The sequence below is a fragment of the Puribacter membranae genome (genome assembly GCF_055380425.1).
The window spans coordinates 1,140,182-1,158,264 of record NZ_AP040167.1; the positions used below are offsets into that span (position 1 = coordinate 1,140,182).

Annotated in this window: 17 protein-coding genes; 2 read left to right on the forward strand and 15 right to left on the reverse strand. The window is 52.2% G+C overall.

The window, feature by feature from the left end; translation table 11 throughout:
• Window positions 1-252 precede the first annotated feature (252 nt).
• Window positions 253-879 carry a DUF47 domain-containing protein gene (locus ACZ41M_RS05590; protein ID WP_464732104.1) on the forward strand — a complete coding sequence of 209 codons (627 nt, stop codon included), beginning with the start codon at window positions 253-255 and terminating at the stop codon, window positions 877-879.
• 44 nt (window positions 880-923) lie between these two features.
• Complete coding sequence (locus ACZ41M_RS05595; RefSeq protein WP_464732103.1) at window positions 924-1,937, forward strand: anion permease; 1,014 nt, start codon at window positions 924-926, stop codon at window positions 1,935-1,937.
• A gap of 68 nt (window positions 1,938-2,005) precedes the next feature.
• Here the strand turns inward: ACZ41M_RS05595 and ACZ41M_RS05600 are convergent, their stop codons facing one another.
• The 15 genes from ACZ41M_RS05600 to holB all read right to left on the reverse strand — a co-directional run bounded on the left by ACZ41M_RS05600 (window position 2,006) and on the right by holB (window position 18,083).
• A complete protein-coding gene (locus tag ACZ41M_RS05600; protein ID WP_464732102.1) occupies window positions 2,006-2,812 on the reverse strand; it encodes a TrmH family RNA methyltransferase in 807 nt (268 codons plus the stop codon).
• Window position 2,813: 1 nt separating this feature from the next.
• Window positions 2,814-3,446, reverse strand: a complete 633-nt coding sequence (gene rnhB, locus ACZ41M_RS05605) for a ribonuclease HII (RefSeq protein WP_464732101.1) — start codon at window positions 3,444-3,446, stop codon at window positions 2,814-2,816.
• An 11-nt stretch (window positions 3,447-3,457) separates the two neighbouring features.
• Window positions 3,458-4,633, reverse strand: a complete 1,176-nt coding sequence (lpxB, locus tag ACZ41M_RS05610; protein WP_464732100.1) for a lipid-A-disaccharide synthase — start codon at window positions 4,631-4,633, stop codon at window positions 3,458-3,460.
• A 136-nt stretch (window positions 4,634-4,769) separates the two neighbouring features.
• Window positions 4,770-5,561 carry an acyl-ACP--UDP-N-acetylglucosamine O-acyltransferase gene (gene lpxA / locus ACZ41M_RS05615; RefSeq protein ID WP_464732099.1) on the reverse strand — a complete coding sequence of 264 codons (792 nt, stop codon included), beginning with the start codon at window positions 5,559-5,561 and terminating at the stop codon, window positions 4,770-4,772.
• Window positions 5,562-5,588: 27 nt separating this feature from the next.
• A complete protein-coding gene (fabZ, locus tag ACZ41M_RS05620) occupies window positions 5,589-6,050 on the reverse strand; it encodes a 3-hydroxyacyl-ACP dehydratase FabZ (protein ID WP_464732191.1) in 462 nt (153 codons plus the stop codon).
• A 22-nt stretch (window positions 6,051-6,072) separates the two neighbouring features.
• Window positions 6,073-7,191 (reverse strand): UDP-3-O-(3-hydroxymyristoyl)glucosamine N-acyltransferase, encoded by a 1,119-nt coding sequence (gene lpxD / locus ACZ41M_RS05625; RefSeq protein ID WP_464732098.1) that lies wholly within the window; start codon window positions 7,189-7,191, stop codon window positions 6,073-6,075.
• A 67-nt stretch (window positions 7,192-7,258) separates the two neighbouring features.
• Entirely contained in the window at window positions 7,259-7,783 is a 525-nt protein-coding gene (locus ACZ41M_RS05630; RefSeq protein WP_464732097.1) for an OmpH/Skp family outer membrane protein, read from the reverse strand.
• 66 nt (window positions 7,784-7,849) lie between these two features.
• Window positions 7,850-10,279 (reverse strand): outer membrane protein assembly factor BamA, encoded by a 2,430-nt coding sequence (gene bamA, locus ACZ41M_RS05635; RefSeq protein WP_464732096.1) that lies wholly within the window; start codon window positions 10,277-10,279, stop codon window positions 7,850-7,852.
• A 74-nt stretch (window positions 10,280-10,353) separates the two neighbouring features.
• Complete coding sequence (gene rseP, locus ACZ41M_RS05640; RefSeq protein WP_464732095.1) at window positions 10,354-11,703, reverse strand: RIP metalloprotease RseP; 1,350 nt, start codon at window positions 11,701-11,703, stop codon at window positions 10,354-10,356.
• 47 nt (window positions 11,704-11,750) lie between these two features.
• Window positions 11,751-12,968 (reverse strand): 1-deoxy-D-xylulose-5-phosphate reductoisomerase, encoded by a 1,218-nt coding sequence (ispC, locus tag ACZ41M_RS05645; RefSeq protein WP_464732094.1) that lies wholly within the window; start codon window positions 12,966-12,968, stop codon window positions 11,751-11,753.
• Between the two features lie 23 nt (window positions 12,969-12,991).
• Window positions 12,992-13,828, reverse strand: a complete 837-nt coding sequence (locus ACZ41M_RS05650; protein ID WP_464737486.1) for a phosphatidate cytidylyltransferase — start codon at window positions 13,826-13,828, stop codon at window positions 12,992-12,994.
• A 125-nt stretch (window positions 13,829-13,953) separates the two neighbouring features.
• Entirely contained in the window at window positions 13,954-14,754 is an 801-nt protein-coding gene (gene uppS / locus ACZ41M_RS05655; RefSeq protein WP_464732093.1) for a polyprenyl diphosphate synthase, read from the reverse strand.
• A 140-nt stretch (window positions 14,755-14,894) separates the two neighbouring features.
• Window positions 14,895-15,455 carry a ribosome recycling factor gene (gene frr, locus ACZ41M_RS05660; protein WP_464732092.1) on the reverse strand — a complete coding sequence of 187 codons (561 nt, stop codon included), beginning with the start codon at window positions 15,453-15,455 and terminating at the stop codon, window positions 14,895-14,897.
• A 233-nt stretch (window positions 15,456-15,688) separates the two neighbouring features.
• The gene (locus ACZ41M_RS05665) at window positions 15,689-16,876 is read right to left on the reverse strand and encodes an acyl-CoA dehydrogenase (RefSeq protein WP_464732091.1); all 1,188 of its coding nucleotides are present in this window, start codon (window positions 16,874-16,876) and stop codon (window positions 15,689-15,691) included.
• A gap of 127 nt (window positions 16,877-17,003) precedes the next feature.
• Window positions 17,004-18,083 (reverse strand): DNA polymerase III subunit delta', encoded by a 1,080-nt coding sequence (gene holB / locus ACZ41M_RS05670; RefSeq protein WP_464732090.1) that lies wholly within the window; start codon window positions 18,081-18,083, stop codon window positions 17,004-17,006.

Consider the following 18,083-nt stretch of genomic DNA (forward strand, 5'->3'; position numbering starts at 1 on the left):
GTTATTCCGTGCTTCCTTATGTAACCGCTTTCACAGCCATCATGGAAAACCTCGGTTCAGCTCAAAATCTTTTGTGTTTTGAGCAACAAACCCCCGTATTTCCGCGCAAATCCCATCCGAAGAGGAATTTCCTCAGTTAAAATGGCGACAAATTACAAATTTGTGACAAATATGAATGCGTCATCAAATCAACCTGCGTTTTTCTAACGTTTCACTTTACTCAACGAACTATCTACGAATAAAGGTTTTACCATGTTTAATCGTTTTATGCCGAAAGAAGGTAAATTCTTCACGCTCTTTAACCAACATGCCTCATTGATGACCGCCACTGCCAAAGAAATGGTGACATTGTTTCAGGACATCGAGAACGCCGAAGTACACATCCAAAGCATCCGTGAAAAAGAGAAAAAAGCGGATCGTTTGACTTACGAAACAGTCGATTTATTACACAAAACCTTCATCACGCCACTGGATCGCGACGTCATTCTCAAACTCGTGACCAACCTGGACGACGTTATCGACATGATGGAAGACGTCTCCGAGTGCGTTTCATTGTATCACGTCACCCAAACTTCCGAAAACGCCCAAAAGCTCTGCGAAATCATTCTCGCCTGCTGCGAACGCCTTGAACTGGCCGTTAACTATTTGGAAGACACCAAGAACACCACTGAAGTCATCCGTCTGGCCTCTGAAATCGAGCGCCTCGAATCAGAAGCCGATCGCGTCATGCGCACCGCACTCTCGCGTCTGTTCCGCGAGGAAACCGACGCCATCAGCGTGGTCAAATACAAAGCGATTTATGAATTGCTCGAATCCATCACCGACAAATGCGAAGACGTCAGCAATATCCTGCAAGGAATCATGGTTGAAAACGCGTAAGCGCCTCCATCCGTTTTCACTCAACCATTTTTCAGAGGTTAACTATGTCTAACTCGCTACACATCGGACTGGGCATGATGATTTTTCTCATCGCTCTGGCACTGATATTCGACTTCATGAACGGTTTTCACGACTCGGCCAACTCGATTGCCACCGTCGTTTCCACCGGCGTTCTAAAGCCGCACCACGCAGTCATCATGGCTGCCACATTCAACTTCATCGCGTTTTACGTTTTACCCCACAAAGTGGCCGCCACCATTGGTAAAGGCATCATCCAAACCTCGGTGGTGGATCAATATGTCATTCTCGGCGCGCTCATGGGTGCCATCATATGGAATGTCATCACCTGGTATTACGGCATCCCATCCTCTTCATCACATGCCTTGATGGGCGGTTTGATTGGCTCGGCAGTGGCCAAAAGCGGCTTTAGCGTGCTCATCGCCGACAAAATTTTACAAACCGTTTTGTTTATTTTCTTATCACCGGCCTTGGGGCTGTTACTGGGTTCAACCTTGATGCTGATTGTGTCGTGGCTGTTTTTCCGAACGGCACCGGCCAAAGTGGATCGCTGGTTCCGTCGTTTGCAACTGTTCTCTGCGGCCATGTACAGCTTGGGGCACGGCGGTAACGACGCGCAAAAAACCATGGGCATCATCTGGCTGATTTTATTGGCGGGCGGCGCCTTGACCGTCAACGATCCTCTGCCGCTGTGGGTCGGCTACTCGTGTTTCGGCGCGATTGCCTTTGGTACTATGTTCGGTGGCTGGCGTATCGTTAAAACCATGGGACAAAAACTGGCCAAACTCAAGCCGGTCAGTGGCTTCTGTGCGGAAACCGGCGGTGCGATCACCCTGTTTACCGCCACCGCCATGGGCGTTCCGGTCTCCACCACCCACACCATCACCGGTGCGATTTTGGGTGCAGGCTCCACCATGAAGGCGTCATCTGTGCGTTGGGGTTTGGCAGGCAATATCGTTTGGGCATGGATTTTGACCATCCCCGCGTCCGCTTTTATCGCCGCGATTTCCTGGGCGATTGCCGCGAAATTCTTGGGCTGAAATACCCGTCAAAATATAAAAAGCAAGTCGTACCGACTTGCTTTTTTATTGCCAAAATCACGCTTCCATCAGCATTTTTGCTGACGCACCATCTCAAATAGACACACGGCTGTCGCCGCCGCCACGTTCAAGGATTCGCCCAGAGCCATCGGAATGGTCACACGCGCATCGGCCTGCGCCAGTAATGCCTCGCTCAATCCCGCGCCTTCATTGCCCATCAGCCATGCGATGGAGCGGTTCAGATCATGCACATAAATGCTTTGCGTTGTATGCGAGCTGGTGGCGCACACATGGATATGGGCTTGTTTGAGTTGCGCAACCGCCGCCCGCAAATCAATGCGTTCGCGAATCGTTAAACCAAAATGCGCCCCCACACCGGCGCGCAGCACTTTGGCCGAATACGGATTGACGCAATGCTCACTCAGCCAAATTTCGCTCAGACCCGCAGCCGCACAACTGCGAATGATGGAACCCATATTGCCGGGGTCTTGAATACCGTCGAGCAACATCACATTACCGGTCACAGCCTCAGTCGGTAGCGCAAACTGTTGCGGTCTACTCACCTCAAAAATCAAGGAGACGCCCTGCTCCAAACTGCTGATGTCGCGAAATACCGCGTTGGCCAATTCAATCACCGGAGCGCCTTGTACCGACACCACACGCAGCAATTGCTGCACCTCTGTATTATCCAGCGCCGAGCTGCCGACCCAGACGCGTGCGATTGAACTGGCTCCAGCCTCTGCGCTTTGATGCTTGAGCAATAGTTGGCAGGCATGCACGCCCTCGACCGCCATCAAGGTGTCCGTGCGTTTGGGCTGATGAATCAGACGTTTGAGTGCTTTGACTTGCGGATTGTCTTTGGATGAAATCAACATATTATTTGCTCTTAAATTGCAAGGTGCGCACCGGCGCGAAACTCATACGATGCTCCGGCGTCACGCCGTGACGTTGCAAGGCCTGCAAATGCACCGCCGTCGGATAGCCTTTGTGCTGATCAAAACCATATTCAGGATAAAGCGCATGCAGCCGCAGACAATCGGTGTCACGCGCCACTTTCGCCAGAATCGAGGCGGCGGAAATACACGCTTCCTTAGCATCGCCTTTGATCATCGCCTGACCGGCATAACGCGCTGCCGACAGACCTTTCGGATAATGATTACCATCCACCCAAACCCAGTCGGGCTGGATATTCAGACCTTTGACGGCGCGCGTCATCGCCAGCATACTGGCCTGTAAAATATTCAATTCGTCAATTTCCGCGACGCTGGCACTGGCCACCGACCACGCGGCCGACTGCGCGCGAATCTGATCCGCCAAATACGCGCGCCGTTTCGCACTCAGTTTTTTTGAGTCAGCCAAACCTGCAATCGGCTCATTCAGAACCACTGCTGCGGCAAACACGGCTCCGGCCAACGGGCCGCGCCCTGCTTCGTCCACGCCGCAAATGACGCGTGTTTGCCCGACTGAGTCCCATTCAGAAACCACCACCGAAAACAGTTCACTCTGCATCACGCCATCCATCACGCTTGCGTTGAGCGACTTTGGCGACGCACGGTTTCGATTGCCTGCGCGCACAGATTCGGCGTATCAGCGATCAGCGAATGGTGCAAATCGAGCAAGCGCTCGTGAATCGTCGCGTTCACCGCGTAGCGATTGACCTCGTGCAACAACGCATCGGCCAAATGCTCGGCGGTCGCGTCGTCTTGCAAAATTTCGGGGATGAAGGATTCTTGCATGAGGATATTCGGCAAGCCAATCCACGGCTGCAAGGCCACTTTCGGGTAAATTTGCGCCGACAACCATGACGTTTTGTACGAAATAATCGATGGTTTTTTGTACAAAGCAACTTCCAAACTGGCCGTGCCACTGGCCACGATGGTCGCATCCGCCGCCTCCATCACACTGCGCGCCTGCCCGTCAAACCAGCGTATCGATAGATTCGGCGCGCATTCGCGAGCAATTCGCTCCAACTCAGGACGCAAATTGGTATGCGCCACCGGGACCAAACACTGCACCTCCTGCGCCGTACCCGCACGCTGCGCAATCAACTGAGCGGCTTTGAAAAAATTCGGCGCGTTGTAGCTGACTTCCGATGCGCGCGAACCAGGCAATAACGCCAGACAAAAACTTTCTTGAGACACATTCAACAAATCACGTGCCGCAGCGGTATCAGCCTGCAACGGAATTTGCTTGGCAAACGGGTGACCGACATAGGTTGCGGGAATACCCGCCTCATCATAAATTTTTTGCTCGAACGGAAAAATCAGCAGCATATGATCGACCGCTTGGCGAATTTTTTCAATGCGTTTCGGACGCCATGCCCAAATGGACGGGCTGACATAGTGCATAGTGGGTACGCCTTTGGCGCGCACCGTTTTTTCTACGCCCAAATTGAAATCCGGCGCGTCAATGCCGATAAACACATCTGGACGCTGGCTCACCACGCGCTCAATCAATTCGCTTCGCATCTTCAGAATTCGAGGCAAATGGCGAATCGGCTCAAAGTAGCCGCGCACCGCCAAAGACTGCGATGGCCACCATGACTGCGCGCCCTGCTTTTGCATGGCCTCGCCCACAATGCCCGCGCTGTTGACCTGCGCGTAGTTGGCCTGCGCGCCTTGCAGCAGCACCGCCGCCAACTGATCGCCCGAAGACTCACCCGCCACCAAAACCAAGTTCACCGTTTCTGCGTACATGACACCCATTCATTCAATATCAAAAATTCGGCGGGCACTGCCCGCCATATTCATCATTTCTCGCCACGCCCACGATCGGCCGCTTTTTTTGACTCAGCCTATGTTTTAACTCAGCCAATGCGTTGAGCCATCACCCTCATCGGGTAATTCCACGATCGGAAATGCGTAAAAAATCAGACATCACACGCATCACCGCCGCATTGTCGGGGTCGGCCAGCGCTGCCGCATCAATGGCTTCAACCGCCTGCTCGGTGGTTAAATCTTGACGAAATACCATTTTATACGCACGTTTGATCGCAGAAATTTGCTCCGGCGTATAGCCACGGCGTTTCAGACCTTCCGAGTTAATGCCAAAGGCTGCACTCGGACTGCCGCCGATCATGACATACGGCGCCACATCCTTGAGCAAAATACTGCCGCCGCCCACCATTGCATGTGCGCCAATTTTTACAAACTGATGTACGCCGGTCATGCCACCAATGATCGCCCAATCCTGCACATAAACATGACCTGCCAATTGCGCATTACTGGCCAAAATGGTGTGGTTGCCCACACGGCAATCGTGCGCCAGGTGCACATAGCCCATGATCCAGTTGTCATTGCCAACAATGGTGACGCCTTCATCCTGAGCCGTGCCCAAGTGAAAACTGCAAAACTCGCGAATCGTATTGCGATCGCCAATCACCAATCGGGTCGGCTCGCCCGCGTATTTTTTATCCTGCGGTACACCACCGAGTAGAATGTGATGGCCGATGACGTTATCCGTGCCAATCGTGGTGTGTCCCTCGATGATCGTATGCGAGCCAATCTGCGTTCCTGCACCGATGACCACATTCGGTCCGATCACGCTGTACGCACCAACGCTCACACCCTCGGCCAATTGTGCTTTCGGGTCAACCAATGCGGTTGCATGGATTTGTGTGCTCATAATTAACCGTTTATTTTTAATTAAATGTTAGCTATTGGATGCAGGCGCTTCAATTCGGTAGGTACAAATCAAATCGGCTTCTGCCGCAACCACGCCGTCTACTTTCGCGCACGTCGAAAAATACGCGAAGCTACGCGCCACTTTGGTCAAGCGCGATTCCAACACCAATTGATCGCCCGGCTCAACCTGACGCTTGAAGCGGACATTGTTCATACCCACGAAATAGTACATGGCATCCGGATGCAATTCGTTCACCCAAAGCAATGCAGACGCCTGCGCCAATGCCTCCATGATCAGAACGCCCGGCATCACCGGCCGTTTCGGGAAATGTCCCACGAAAAAAGGCTCGTTCATGGTCACGTTTTTAATCGCCACCAAACGCTTTTGAGGCTCGACCTCAATCACCCGATCAATCAATAAAAAGGGATAACGATGCGGCAAGCGTTTTACCACTTCATTAATGTCGTACCCCGAATCTGTCATAGTCAAGCTCATGTCTGCCTCTCAATGCTTACTTATTTTCTGTATCTGATACATGCTCAGATTTTCTTTCCAAACCACGAATCCGCTTACGCAAATCCGCCAGATGACGAACCAACGAAGCATTTCGTTCCCATTCGCGATGTGTGCTGGCTGGGTAAACCCCTGTATATTGTCCTGCGACTGTCACGTCCGAGGTAATCGCTGTGCCACCGGACACCACCGTATGATCGGCAATCGTCAAATGCCCGCCCAGCATGGCCGCACCCCCAATCATACAGGACTTGCCAATGATCGTGCTACCGGCAATGCCCGCACAGGCCGCAATCGCCGTATGCGCACCGACTACGCAATTATGCGCAATCTGCACCAGATTATCAATTTTGACATCGTCCTCGATCACGGTATCGGTCAGCGCACCCCGATCAATCGTGGTATTCGCGCCGATTTCCACGTCATTGCCAATCATCACGCGGCCAACCTGAGGAATTTTTTGCCAGCCATTGCCCGTCGGGGCAAAGCCAAAGCCATCCGAGCCAATCACCGTACCGGCATGAATCACACCACGCTCGCCAATTTCACAACCCTGATAAATCGTGACGTTCGCATAAACTCGTGTCCGCGCACCAATGCGTACCTGCGTACCGACGCGCACTCCCGATTCAATCACCACGCCATCGCCAATCTGTGCATCGGCTTCAATCACAACATACGCGCCAATCCGCACATTTTGCCCGATCTGTACCGTATCGGCAATCACCGCCGTCGGGTGAATTTCGCTTGATTGTGGCGCTTGAGGCAGGTAACAGCGTTGCGCCACCATCGCATACAAAGCATACGGCTGACGGCAAACGGCAAACGTGGTCTGTGTGCCGTTAAATGTCGGTTGGGTCTGCAACCATTCGTAGTCGGCCTCGCTCAAGGCGATCACGCTCGCTTGACAATCGAGAAGTTGCGCGCGCATTTTGGCATTGCTCAAAAAGGCAAACGCGCCCGCACCTGCCAGATTCAGGGGTGCCACATGCGTAATGCATACATCGCCCAAAGCCACGCCCGACGCCAAATGTATCTGTGCTTGTACCGCTGAAAATAAATCAGCCAGTGCTTGTGGTTGAACCAACACTGGCTTGAATGAAGTTACCGTACTCATCTACCTGACTTTCCCGCATGGGTCATTTTGACTAAAACAACCAACAATGGCCCATGCTCCGATTGCATTATTTCAAACGTTCCAATACACGTTGGGTCATGTCGTATTGCGGTTTGATGTACACTGCTTCTTGCACCACCAGATCATAACCATCTTTTTCCGCGATGTCGCGAATCACTGTATTGGCGTTTTTGAGTAAATCTTGCAGCAATTTATTTTGAGCTTGGGCCAATTCGGTCTCAAACGCAGTACGCTCAACGTCAAACGCTTCCACCGCCTTGCCGATTTCGGCTTCGCGTTGTGCGCGTTGCTCATCAGTCAACTTGGGGAAATCTTTCTCATAAACCTGTTGCTTATTGCGGATGTCTGCGGCCTTTTGCTCCAAACCGCGCTCGCGCGATTTAAAGTTTTTATCCAAAGTCGCGCGGGCATTTTTTGCAGGCGCCGATTCGGCCAGCAGTCGATCCAAGCTCACATAACCAACCTTGAAGTCCTGAGCCATCGCCGAAAAAGACGGAAGCGCCAAAGCGATCGCCAAACCAACCGCGACTTTTTGAGTTGCCCATTTATTCGTCCATTTTCTTGCATTCATCACTTCCACCTTTATCATCATGTTCATTCATATACATTAAACAGATACAGCCTGCATCATAGCAGATTAGAACGAGGTACCAATCTGGAATTGGAAACGTTGCTCTTCATCACCCGCTTTTTTCTTGATCGGAATACCATAGCTGAATTTCAGCGGTCCAATTGGCGATGCCCACAGCAACCCTAAACCGGCTGAATAGCGCATGCCTTCGCTACCTGCCACATAGGCGCTGGATTTTTGATCTGCCCAGACACCGGCCGCATCAGCAAAGACAAACAATCGCGCCGCCTTGCTCTTGGTCATCCCCGGGAATGGGAACTGCAATTCCACATTGGCAATCGCTCGTTTGTTACCGCCGACATAGTTATAACCGGTTTGCGTCGGATCATTCGGGTTCCGGGTTTCACGAGGGCCAACGGTGCTGCTGTCGTAGCCGCGAACCGACCCCAAGCCACCGGCAAAGAAGCCATTGTAAAACGGATAAACCGAGCTGCCCAAACCTTTACCGTAGTCAAACTGGGTGTTCAACGCCAGAGTGAAGCGCTTGCTCAACGGCACATATTGCTGGTACTGATACGACAACGTGTAGTATTTCAAATCACCAAACGGCGCAATGGAACCCAATACTTTCTGGTATTGACCACGGCTCGGCATCACCACCGAATCACGCGTATCGTAGCTCCAGCCCAAGGTCATGGCGTAGGTCATGAAATGATTTTTATCTTTACCGTACTTTTTCATGAAGTCCAAATAACCCACAGGACTTCTGGTTTGGTCCAACTCAATTTTGTTGTACTCAGGGTTCATCCCCAAATACAAACGATGACGTTCAGTCAAAGGAATGCCGTAAACCAAATTCAGACCGGCTGTGGTATACACCGACGTTGACAAATTCAGCTTCGATTGATCGGTCCGACGATAGTACGCACCCACCGTTTGGCTAATACCATCTTTGGTAAAGTAGGGATTGGTAGTGGAAATGCTGATATTGCGCGATGATTTGCTGGTGTCAATCGCCACGGACAATGACTGACCGCTGCCCATAAAGTTGTTTTCGGTAATCGAGCCGGACAAGGTGACTTTATCACTGGTGCTGTAGCCCAAACCGAGCTTCAAGTCACCGGTTGGTAATTCGTTCACACTGTAATTCACATCTACCTGATTATTAGTGCCTTGCACGGGAACCACTTCAACGTCCACCTTGTCAAAGTAACCCAAACGGTCAATACGGTCGCGCGACAAGCGTACTTTCGCTCCGTCAAACAGGCCGCTTTCCATCTGGCGCACTTCACGACGAATCACGAAGTCTTGCGTTCGGCTATTACCCGTAATATTCACACGGCGCACATACACGCGCTCCATCGGATTAACCGCGATGACGACATCGACCGTATGATCGGCGCTGGGCTTCGGTTGAACATCGACCTGAGCCAATGCGTAGCCGTCTTCGCCCAAACGATCATGAATATTTTCGACAATTTTGCTGATTTTTTCACGCGAATAGGCACTGCCCATGCGGTATTTCAATAATTTTTCAATGTCGGCGCGCGGTGTGCCTTTGGTGTCGCCGACCAGCGTCAAACTACTCACGCGATAGGGTTCACCTTCTTTGACCGTCAAATTCAAATCCACACCATTTCCTTTGGCCGATGGCATCACGCGTACATCCGTGAAGTCAAAATCCAAATAGCCACGATCATAGTAATACGCACGGATGTTTTCCAAATCCGCTTTCAAACGTTCTTCGGAATAAACGCTGTCCTTGGTGTACCACGAGAAAATACCGTTTTTGTCCATTTCCATCTGATTACGAATGGTGTAGTCGGATACATGGGTATTGCCTTCAATATTGATGCCACGAATTTTTGTACTTTTGCCTTCTTCAACCTTGACATTGACGATGACTTGATTGCGATCTTGTTTAATCACTTCGGTAGTCACCGATGCATCAGTCAAACCGGAGTCACGATAGGCTTGGGTCAACTCGGCTTTGATTTGCTCCAATGCCGCCGGATTGTACGGCATCCCTTGTGCAAAGCCTTTCGATTTCAGGGTTTCTCGGAAGGCTTTGACATCCAAACGTTTCATGCCGGTGATTTTGAACTCCGAAATAACCGGACGTTCGCTAAGCTTGATGTGCAAAACCGAGCCGCTCAAATTCGCACTCACATTTTCATATAAACCCGAGTCGTATAGGGATTTCACGACCACGGCTTCGGAATCCTTGGAATACGTGTCTCCGACCTTGATCGGCAAAATATTGAAAACCGTGGTCGGGTCGCTGCGCTCCAAGCCATCTACCGTGATATCCGAGAGGACTGTGCCTACCGCAGCCTTTTGAGCAGTGGCTTTGGCTGGTACCGCAACGGCTTTTGCTTTGGGCTGTGATGCAGTCACCGCGGTCTGTGCCCACGCAGGACTGGCTGCCAAAGCCCCTACCATGATGATGGCCATATATCCGGGTGTGAAGCGCAGGGTATGTTGTTTTGCAGACATGTTATTCCTATTTTCCATATGAGTTAACGTCTTTTGGCTTTCTGAACCGACTGATGCGATGTGTTCCAATTGGATCACGCAAACCAATGCGCGTCATTGAACAGTGCAATACCCATCAGTAGCAGCAACAGTAGAAAGCCTATTTTTTGTCCAACCACTAAAAATTGTTCTGGCAAAGGCCGCCCTCGGACGGCTTCTGCGGCGTAGTATACCAAATGACCGCCGTCTAATACAGGAATTGGCAATAAATTTAACGTTCCAAGACTGACGGATAATACGGCCAAAAAACCGAGAAATTGTGTGAAGCCGCCATGTGCGCTATTGCCCGCATGCTTGGCAATCGTCACCGGTCCACCGATGTTTTTCACACTCAAATGGCCTGTGAGAATTTTATATAAACCCTTTAAATTCAAGCCCATTTGTTCGATCGTGGTGTTCACGCCCAAATAAATCGCCTTGAAAAATCCACGATGTTCGGTCACCATCGGCACATCCGCAGCAACCTGTATACCCACACGCCCAACCGTGATTGGAGCTTGTCCGGGTTGATTGACCGGCAGCGTTTCGGCCTTCGGCGTGATTTCCGCAGAAAAAGTTTCGTTTTGGCGCTGAACCATCAAGGTCACCACGCGATTCGGACTGGCATGAATGGTATTCAAAATTTGATTGCCGCTGGCACGAACGCCATTGACACCGATCAAAACATCACCGACCTTCAATCCCGCCTGCTCCGCCGGAGAACCGGCCACCACCAGACCAATCGGCGCATTTTTTTGGTACAGCGCCAAACCAACCTGCTCTTGCCAATTTTGTTGATCCAAACTGATCTGAGCCAAGGACAATGGCGAGCTGGTGTGCTCATTGCCTGCCGTGTCGCGCCATTTCAGCGTGATACTGCCTTGATCCAACAGGGTTTTAATCACCGTAGTTTGAACATCTGCGTAGTTTTTAACCGGCTCTTGATTGATTTGCAGCACCGTATCGCCATCTTTGATGCCGGTTTGTGCCAATACCGACTGCGTATTCGGCGAGGCCAACACTGGCGCAGGCATTTTCGCCGTGCCATATTGCAGCCCCGCAAAGACCACAGCGGCAAAAATTAAGTTCACCAGCGGACCGGCCGCGACAATCGCCATGCGCTGCCACACCGAGCGCGAAGCAAAGCTGCCTGCAACGGCCTGTGACTGCGACTCTTTGGTCGCTATGCTGTATTCGCCACGCATTTTGACATAACCGCCCAGCGGAATGCTAGCGATGCAAAACTCCGTGCCTTCACGGTTTTTCCAGGTGTACAAGGGTTTGCCAAAACCGACGGAGAATTTTTCAATCGCCACGCCCGCACGTTTGGCCACCCAATAGTGTCCCCACTCGTGGATGGTCACCAGCACCAAGATGGCGACTAAAAAGGAGAAAAACTCGATCATATAATATTCCTATCGCAGACCAAGCCAAAGACTGACATGGTCTGTCACTATTGAATGGACGCTTTAATATACGCATGCGCCCACGTTCTAACCTGCGCATCAACGGCACAAACGGCCTCTAAACTATCCGGCGCATCGGGATGTAAGGCATTGAGCGCCTGCTCGTTGACCCGCGCGATGTCCAAAAAGGCGATTTGACCGTCCAAAAACGCAGCCACGGCCACTTCATTGCTCGCATTGAGCACAATCGACGCCGCGCCGCCCGTTGTGAGCGCGTCAAACGCCAAACGCAAATTGGCAAATTTCTGCAAATCCGGCTCAAAAAACGTCAGTTGTCCGACGCTGGCCAAGTTTAACAGATTCACTCCCGAGTTCATCCGCGCCGGCTCCTGCGCGGCGTGTCCCAACGCATGGGCAATCGGCACCCGCATGTCGGGATTGCCCAACTGCGCCAAACTCGAGCCATCGACATAATCGACCAAGGAGTGAATCACACTCTGCGGGTGAATCACCACATGGATGCGTTCTGCCGGTACACCAAACAACCAATGCGCCTCAATGACTTCCAAACCCTTATTCATCATGGTCGCCGAATCCACTGAAATCTTGCGCCCCATTTGCCAACGCGGATGCGCGCACGCCTGATCGGGCGTAATATCGCGTAACTGCGCCAGCGGCGTATGCAAAAACGGCCCACCGGAAGCGGTCAAGGTCAAACTTGCGACACCGCGCGCATTCACGCCGGTGATTGATTCGCCACACGGCGGCAAACATTGGTACAGCGCATTGTGCTCACTATCAATCGGCAACAGCGTCGCGCCATGCTCGGCGACCGCCTGCGTCATCAGCGCACCGGCCATCACCAGCGACTCTTTATTCGCCAATAACAATTTTTTACCCGCGCGCGCCGCCGCCATGGTTGGCAGCAACCCCGCCGCACCGACAATCGCCGCCATCACGGTGGTGACTTCGGCAGCACTGGACACGTCACACAGCGCTTGTACACCGACCAGAACTTCAGTTGCACATCCGGTTTCATTGGCCACCGCCTGCAAACGCGCCCGCACATCCTGCGCCACCGCCTCATCCAAAACCACGGCATATTTCGGCTGAAATTGCACGCACTGTTTGACCAACAATTCCGCCTGAGCATTACCCGTCAGTGCAAATACCTCAAACTGCTCGGGATGACGCGCAACCACGTCCAAGGTTGAGCAACCGATCGAACCGGTCGCGCCCAATACCGTAATGACCTGTTTATTCATAAAGCCAATTCAATTCAAAATGATTAACCGCGATGCATCGACAACCAACTGAGCAAAACGATCTGCAACGGCAGCACCGGCAAAATGGCATCAATACGATCCAAAATCCCACCATGACCGGGCAGGCTGGAACCGCTGTCCTTCACGCCCGCGCAGCGTTTGAGCCACGACTCAAACAAATCGCCGATAATACTCTGATAGGTCAAGAAAAACGCCATAATCAGCACCACGCTGACCGAAATGCGCAAATCAGCAAAGCCATCTGGCTTGAGCCACAGCGCAATCACCGCCAAATAAATCGTCACACCAATCCACGCGCCCGCAGCACCCTCAATCGTTTTACCCGGACTGATAGATGGCGCCAATTTATGTTTGCCCAAGGCGCGACCCGTGAAATACGCAGCAATATCCGCGATCCAAACCACTGCCAACAAACCGAGCAAAAACCAACCTTCCTGCGGCGATTGACGAATGTACAAAAAGCACAAACCGGCAGGCAGCAGTACCAAGGCACCACACAGCATCAACAACCAACGATTGCTCACTTTCCAGCCAAAATACAACCACAGCGGCACGATAAGCAGCCAAAAAGCCACTGAAACAAACATCGCCATAGAAAAGACCCAAGGATGGTAATGGTTGGCAAACGAGATCCACAGCAAGGCCAGTAAAACCGGCATCAGCATGACATACAAAGCCTTTGGAATCTGTGGCAGCTTGGCCAAATTCGCCCATTCCGCCGCCGCCCACGCCATCAAAATACCCACGCCCGCAAACCACACGCGATTCGGCGCAAAAAACACCATACCGGCAAAAACCAGCAACATAATAATAGCGGTGATGATGCGTTCTTTAAGCATCTCGTCTCCCAATCATTCTAAGATTTCCGTTCAAATCAGTCGTCACATAAATAATCAGGCCAATTCCGTTATTCGTCCCTTAGCACGGGCGCTGTTGGAATTGGCCGTTATCTGAAGCATTCGATTTATGCACTGACATTCTGCACTTGCGCACTGGTTCGACCGAAGCGGCGTTCGCGCTGTTGGTACGAATCAATCGCCTTGGCAAACTGCTCGCGGTCAAACTCAGGCCAATACACCGGCGTGAAATACAATTCAGTATAAGCCAGCTGCCACAACAAGAAGTTCGATACGCGCGCCTCACCACCGGTACGGATGAATAAATCCGGCTCCGGCAAATCAGACAGTTGCAAATACGGGCGCAATTCGCTTTCTTCGACAAATGCATCAACCGCCACACCTTGACGCGCGCGCTCGGCCAGCATTTGATTCATTGCATTCAAAATATCCCAACGGCCACCGTAATTCGCACATACGGTCAGCGTCATCACTTCGCCATCCACCGTGGTGTCGTGCGCTTGCTTGATCAAGCCCTGAATCGTCTGGTCAAACGCCTCCAGCGCACCAATCACGCGCAAACGAATACCATTGTCAGCCAAGGCCTTGATTTCACGGCGTAAACTGCGCATGAACAGCTTCATCAAAAATGACACCTCGGTCGGCGGACGACGCCAGTTTTCCGAGCTGAACGCAAACAAGGTCAAATGACGCACGCCCATATCCACGCAAGCGCGCACCACTTCGCGCACCATTTGCACACCGCGCTTGTGCCCCCAAACACGCGGCAAGCCGCGCGAAGTCGCCCAGCGACCATTACCATCCATGATAATCGCGATGTGTTGGGGAATCGCCCCGACCTCAGGAACGACTTGGGTGCTGCTGACCGCTGAAGCTGGCACGGCGGATGAAGGGGACTGTGTACTCATAATATTTTCTGCTCAATAATCCAACGCGGCGCTCGCCACGCGGAAGGGACATTGTGACGATGGATGACGTCAACGCAAATCGTGACTACAAAAACCAACTCACTCGAACGCTCACTCGTCATCCACATACGCAACAATGATTAAACCGTCATGATGTCGGCTTCTTTTTGTGTCACCAGTTTGTCAACTTCCGCCACAAATTTATCGGTCATTTTTTGCACATCGTCCTGCGCACGACGCTCATCGTCCTCAGAGATGTCTTTGTCTTTCAACATTTTCTTCAAATGCTCGTTCGCGTCGCGGCGGATATTGCGCACCGCGATTTTGGCGTTTTCGCCCTCGTGTTTGACCACTTTCACCAGCTCTTTACGACGCTCTTCGGTCAAAGCCGGCATCGGCACGCGAATCAAATCGCCCATGGACGCAGGATTCAAGCCCAGGTCCGACTCACGAATGGCTTTTTCCACCGGCGCGATCATATTCTTTTCCCACGGCTGAACGCCGATGGTGCGTGCGTCGATCAAGGTCAGATTGGCCACTTGTGACAACGGCGTGGGCGAACCATAGTAATCAACGTGTACTTGATCGAGCAAGCTCGGATGCGCACGGCCGGTGCGCACTTTGCTCAAATCATTTTTGAGCGACTCGATGGATTTTTGCATTTTTTGGTCGGCGTTTTGCTTGAGTTCTGACACAGACATAATGGCTCCTTGAATGGGTATTTTCACTATTTTTCAGGTATTAACCACTTCTGGTTAAATGCTCGGCGCGAGCACTCTGGCTCGCGCGCGTGAACTACGCTATTTTACTTCATTTTTCAGGGGAATCGGTAAAAATGCGGCGCAAGGACATGAGAAAACGCGAGGCATTTGCCTCGCGTCTCTCGCGTTTACCGTAATGGAGTGTTATTGAAGCGCTTTTAAAAATCGCCTGCTTAGAAAAACGCCTGAATACCGGTCTGCGCACGCCCCAAAATCAGGGCATGAATGTCGTGCGTGCCTTCGTAGGTGTTGACCACCTCAAGGTTGACCAGATGACGTGCGACGTTGAACTCATCGGAAATGCCATTGCCGCCAAGCATATCGCGCGCCAGACGCGCCACATCCAGTGCTTTACCGCATGAGTTGCGCTTCATCATCGATGTGATTTCCACTGCCGCCGTACCCGCCTCTTTCATGCGTCCCAGACGCAAACAACCTTGCAGGCCCAGCGTGATTTCCGTTTGCATATCGGCCAATTTCTTTTGAATCAATTGGTTAGCGGCCAACGGGCGACCAAATTGCTGGCGATCCAGCACATATTGACGAGCGGTATGCCAGCAATCCGCTGCCGCACCCAATGCCCCCCAAGCAATGCCGTAACGCGCCGAGTTCAAGCACGTAAACGGCCCTCTGAGACCGCGCACATCAGGAAAGGCGTTTTCAGCAGGGACAAATACCTCGTCCATGACGATTTCGCCGGTGATTGAGGCGCGCAGGCCGACTTTGCCGTGAATCGCCGGTGCGGACAGACCTTTCATGCCTTTTTCGAGGATGAAGCCGCGAATCTCGCCCGCATCGTCTTTCGCCCAAACGACAAACACATCGGCGATGGGTGAGTTGGTGATCCACATTTTGCTACCGGTGATAGAGAAACCACCGTCCACCGCGCGGGCGCGGGTGAGCATACCGGCGGGGTCAGAGCCGTGGTTCGGTTCGGTCAAGCCAAAGCAACCGATCCATTCGCCTGCTGCGAGTTTGGGTAAGTATTTTTGCTTTTGCGCCTCGGTACCAAAGGTGGCAATCGGCAACATCACCAAGGAACTTTGCACGCTCATCATCGAGCGATAGCCTGAATCCACTTGCTCAACGGCATAGGCGATCAGACCATAACACACGTCGTTCAAACCCGAACCGCCATACTGCGGATCGATGGTCGCGCCGAGTAAACCGAGTTCGCCCATTTCTTTGAAAATCGCGGGGTCGGTGGATTCGTTGCGGAAGGCATCACGCACGCGCGGCGCGAGCTTTTCCTGCGCATACGCCGTCGCGGTATCCAGCACCATGCGCTCTTCATCAGAGAGTTGGTCACGCAACAGCAGAGGATCGTCCCAGACAAAGCTGGCTTTAGTGGTAGCAGTCATACAGGCCTCTTTAACAAGTTGGAAAAATTAAAACTGTGTTTATCATCAGCCAAAATGTTTACAAACGCAAGCACCACTTAAATCAGCGCATTCAACCACCGACTCCAATGACCGATGATGCCAAGCCTCAAAACAACGCGACATACTGCAACAACAATTTTTCGACCCACGAACGGATATTCAGCGGATGATCGGCCGCGCGCTTTTCTTGCGCCAATTGCTGGGTAAAAGCGTGCAATTTCAGCAAAAAACCATGATGATGCGTTTGCGTGAGTTGGCGCAATGCGGCTTGTGTCTTGGGATAATAGCGCGGCACACCACCGTTTTGCGCCACCATCGCCAAATCGTACAACCAGCGTTGCAGCCACGTCATCAGCGCGAGCATATCCACCGTGCGCTGCTCTTCGCCTGCCAGACGAGCTTTATTCGCGTCGGCAATATGCTTTTCAAATGCCGCTGCTGTGGCGACCACATCCAATTTTGAACCTTTGCTCAGCGCTTGAATCCATTGATTTTGGATGGTGAAATAATCGGTATCAATCAACTCGGCCACGCGCATCACTGCGCCGTTTTCCTGCTGTAAATATTCCGCCCAATTCGGATTGGGTTTGAGCGCGTTCAAATAGGCCAATGCGTCTTCGGCGGACGGCGCAGGCGCGTTGACCAACTGACAACGGCTGACTATCGTCGGCAGCAATTGCCGCACATCATGCGCCAATAGAATAAATACGGTGTGCGCAGGCGGCTCTTCCAGCGTTTTGAGCAGCGCATTGGCCGCATTGCGATTGAGTTTGTGCGCCGGATACAGCACCACCACGCGCTGACCGCCGCGATGGCTGGTCTGGTTGACCATATTGTCCAGCGCGCGAATATCATCAATCGTGATTTCTTTGGATGGCTTTTCGGGACGCAATTCTTCAATCGGATGCGCCGTATTCATAATGCTCGGGCGCAACAGCCGATAATCGGGGTGGCTGAATGCAGCCAACAAATCACAAGCCGCGCACTGCCCGCACGCATGATGCGCCGACGTTGGCGCATCGCACAGCAAACTAGCGGCCATCGCCTGCACCAATTGCTCACCGCCGGTATCTTCGGGCACAATCAGCAAATACGCGTGCGCCGCACGCTGAGAGTGCTGACGCTCAAACCATTGCTGAAAAACCGTCTGATGCCAACTCAATGGCGTGGAAACACTCTGGGTCAT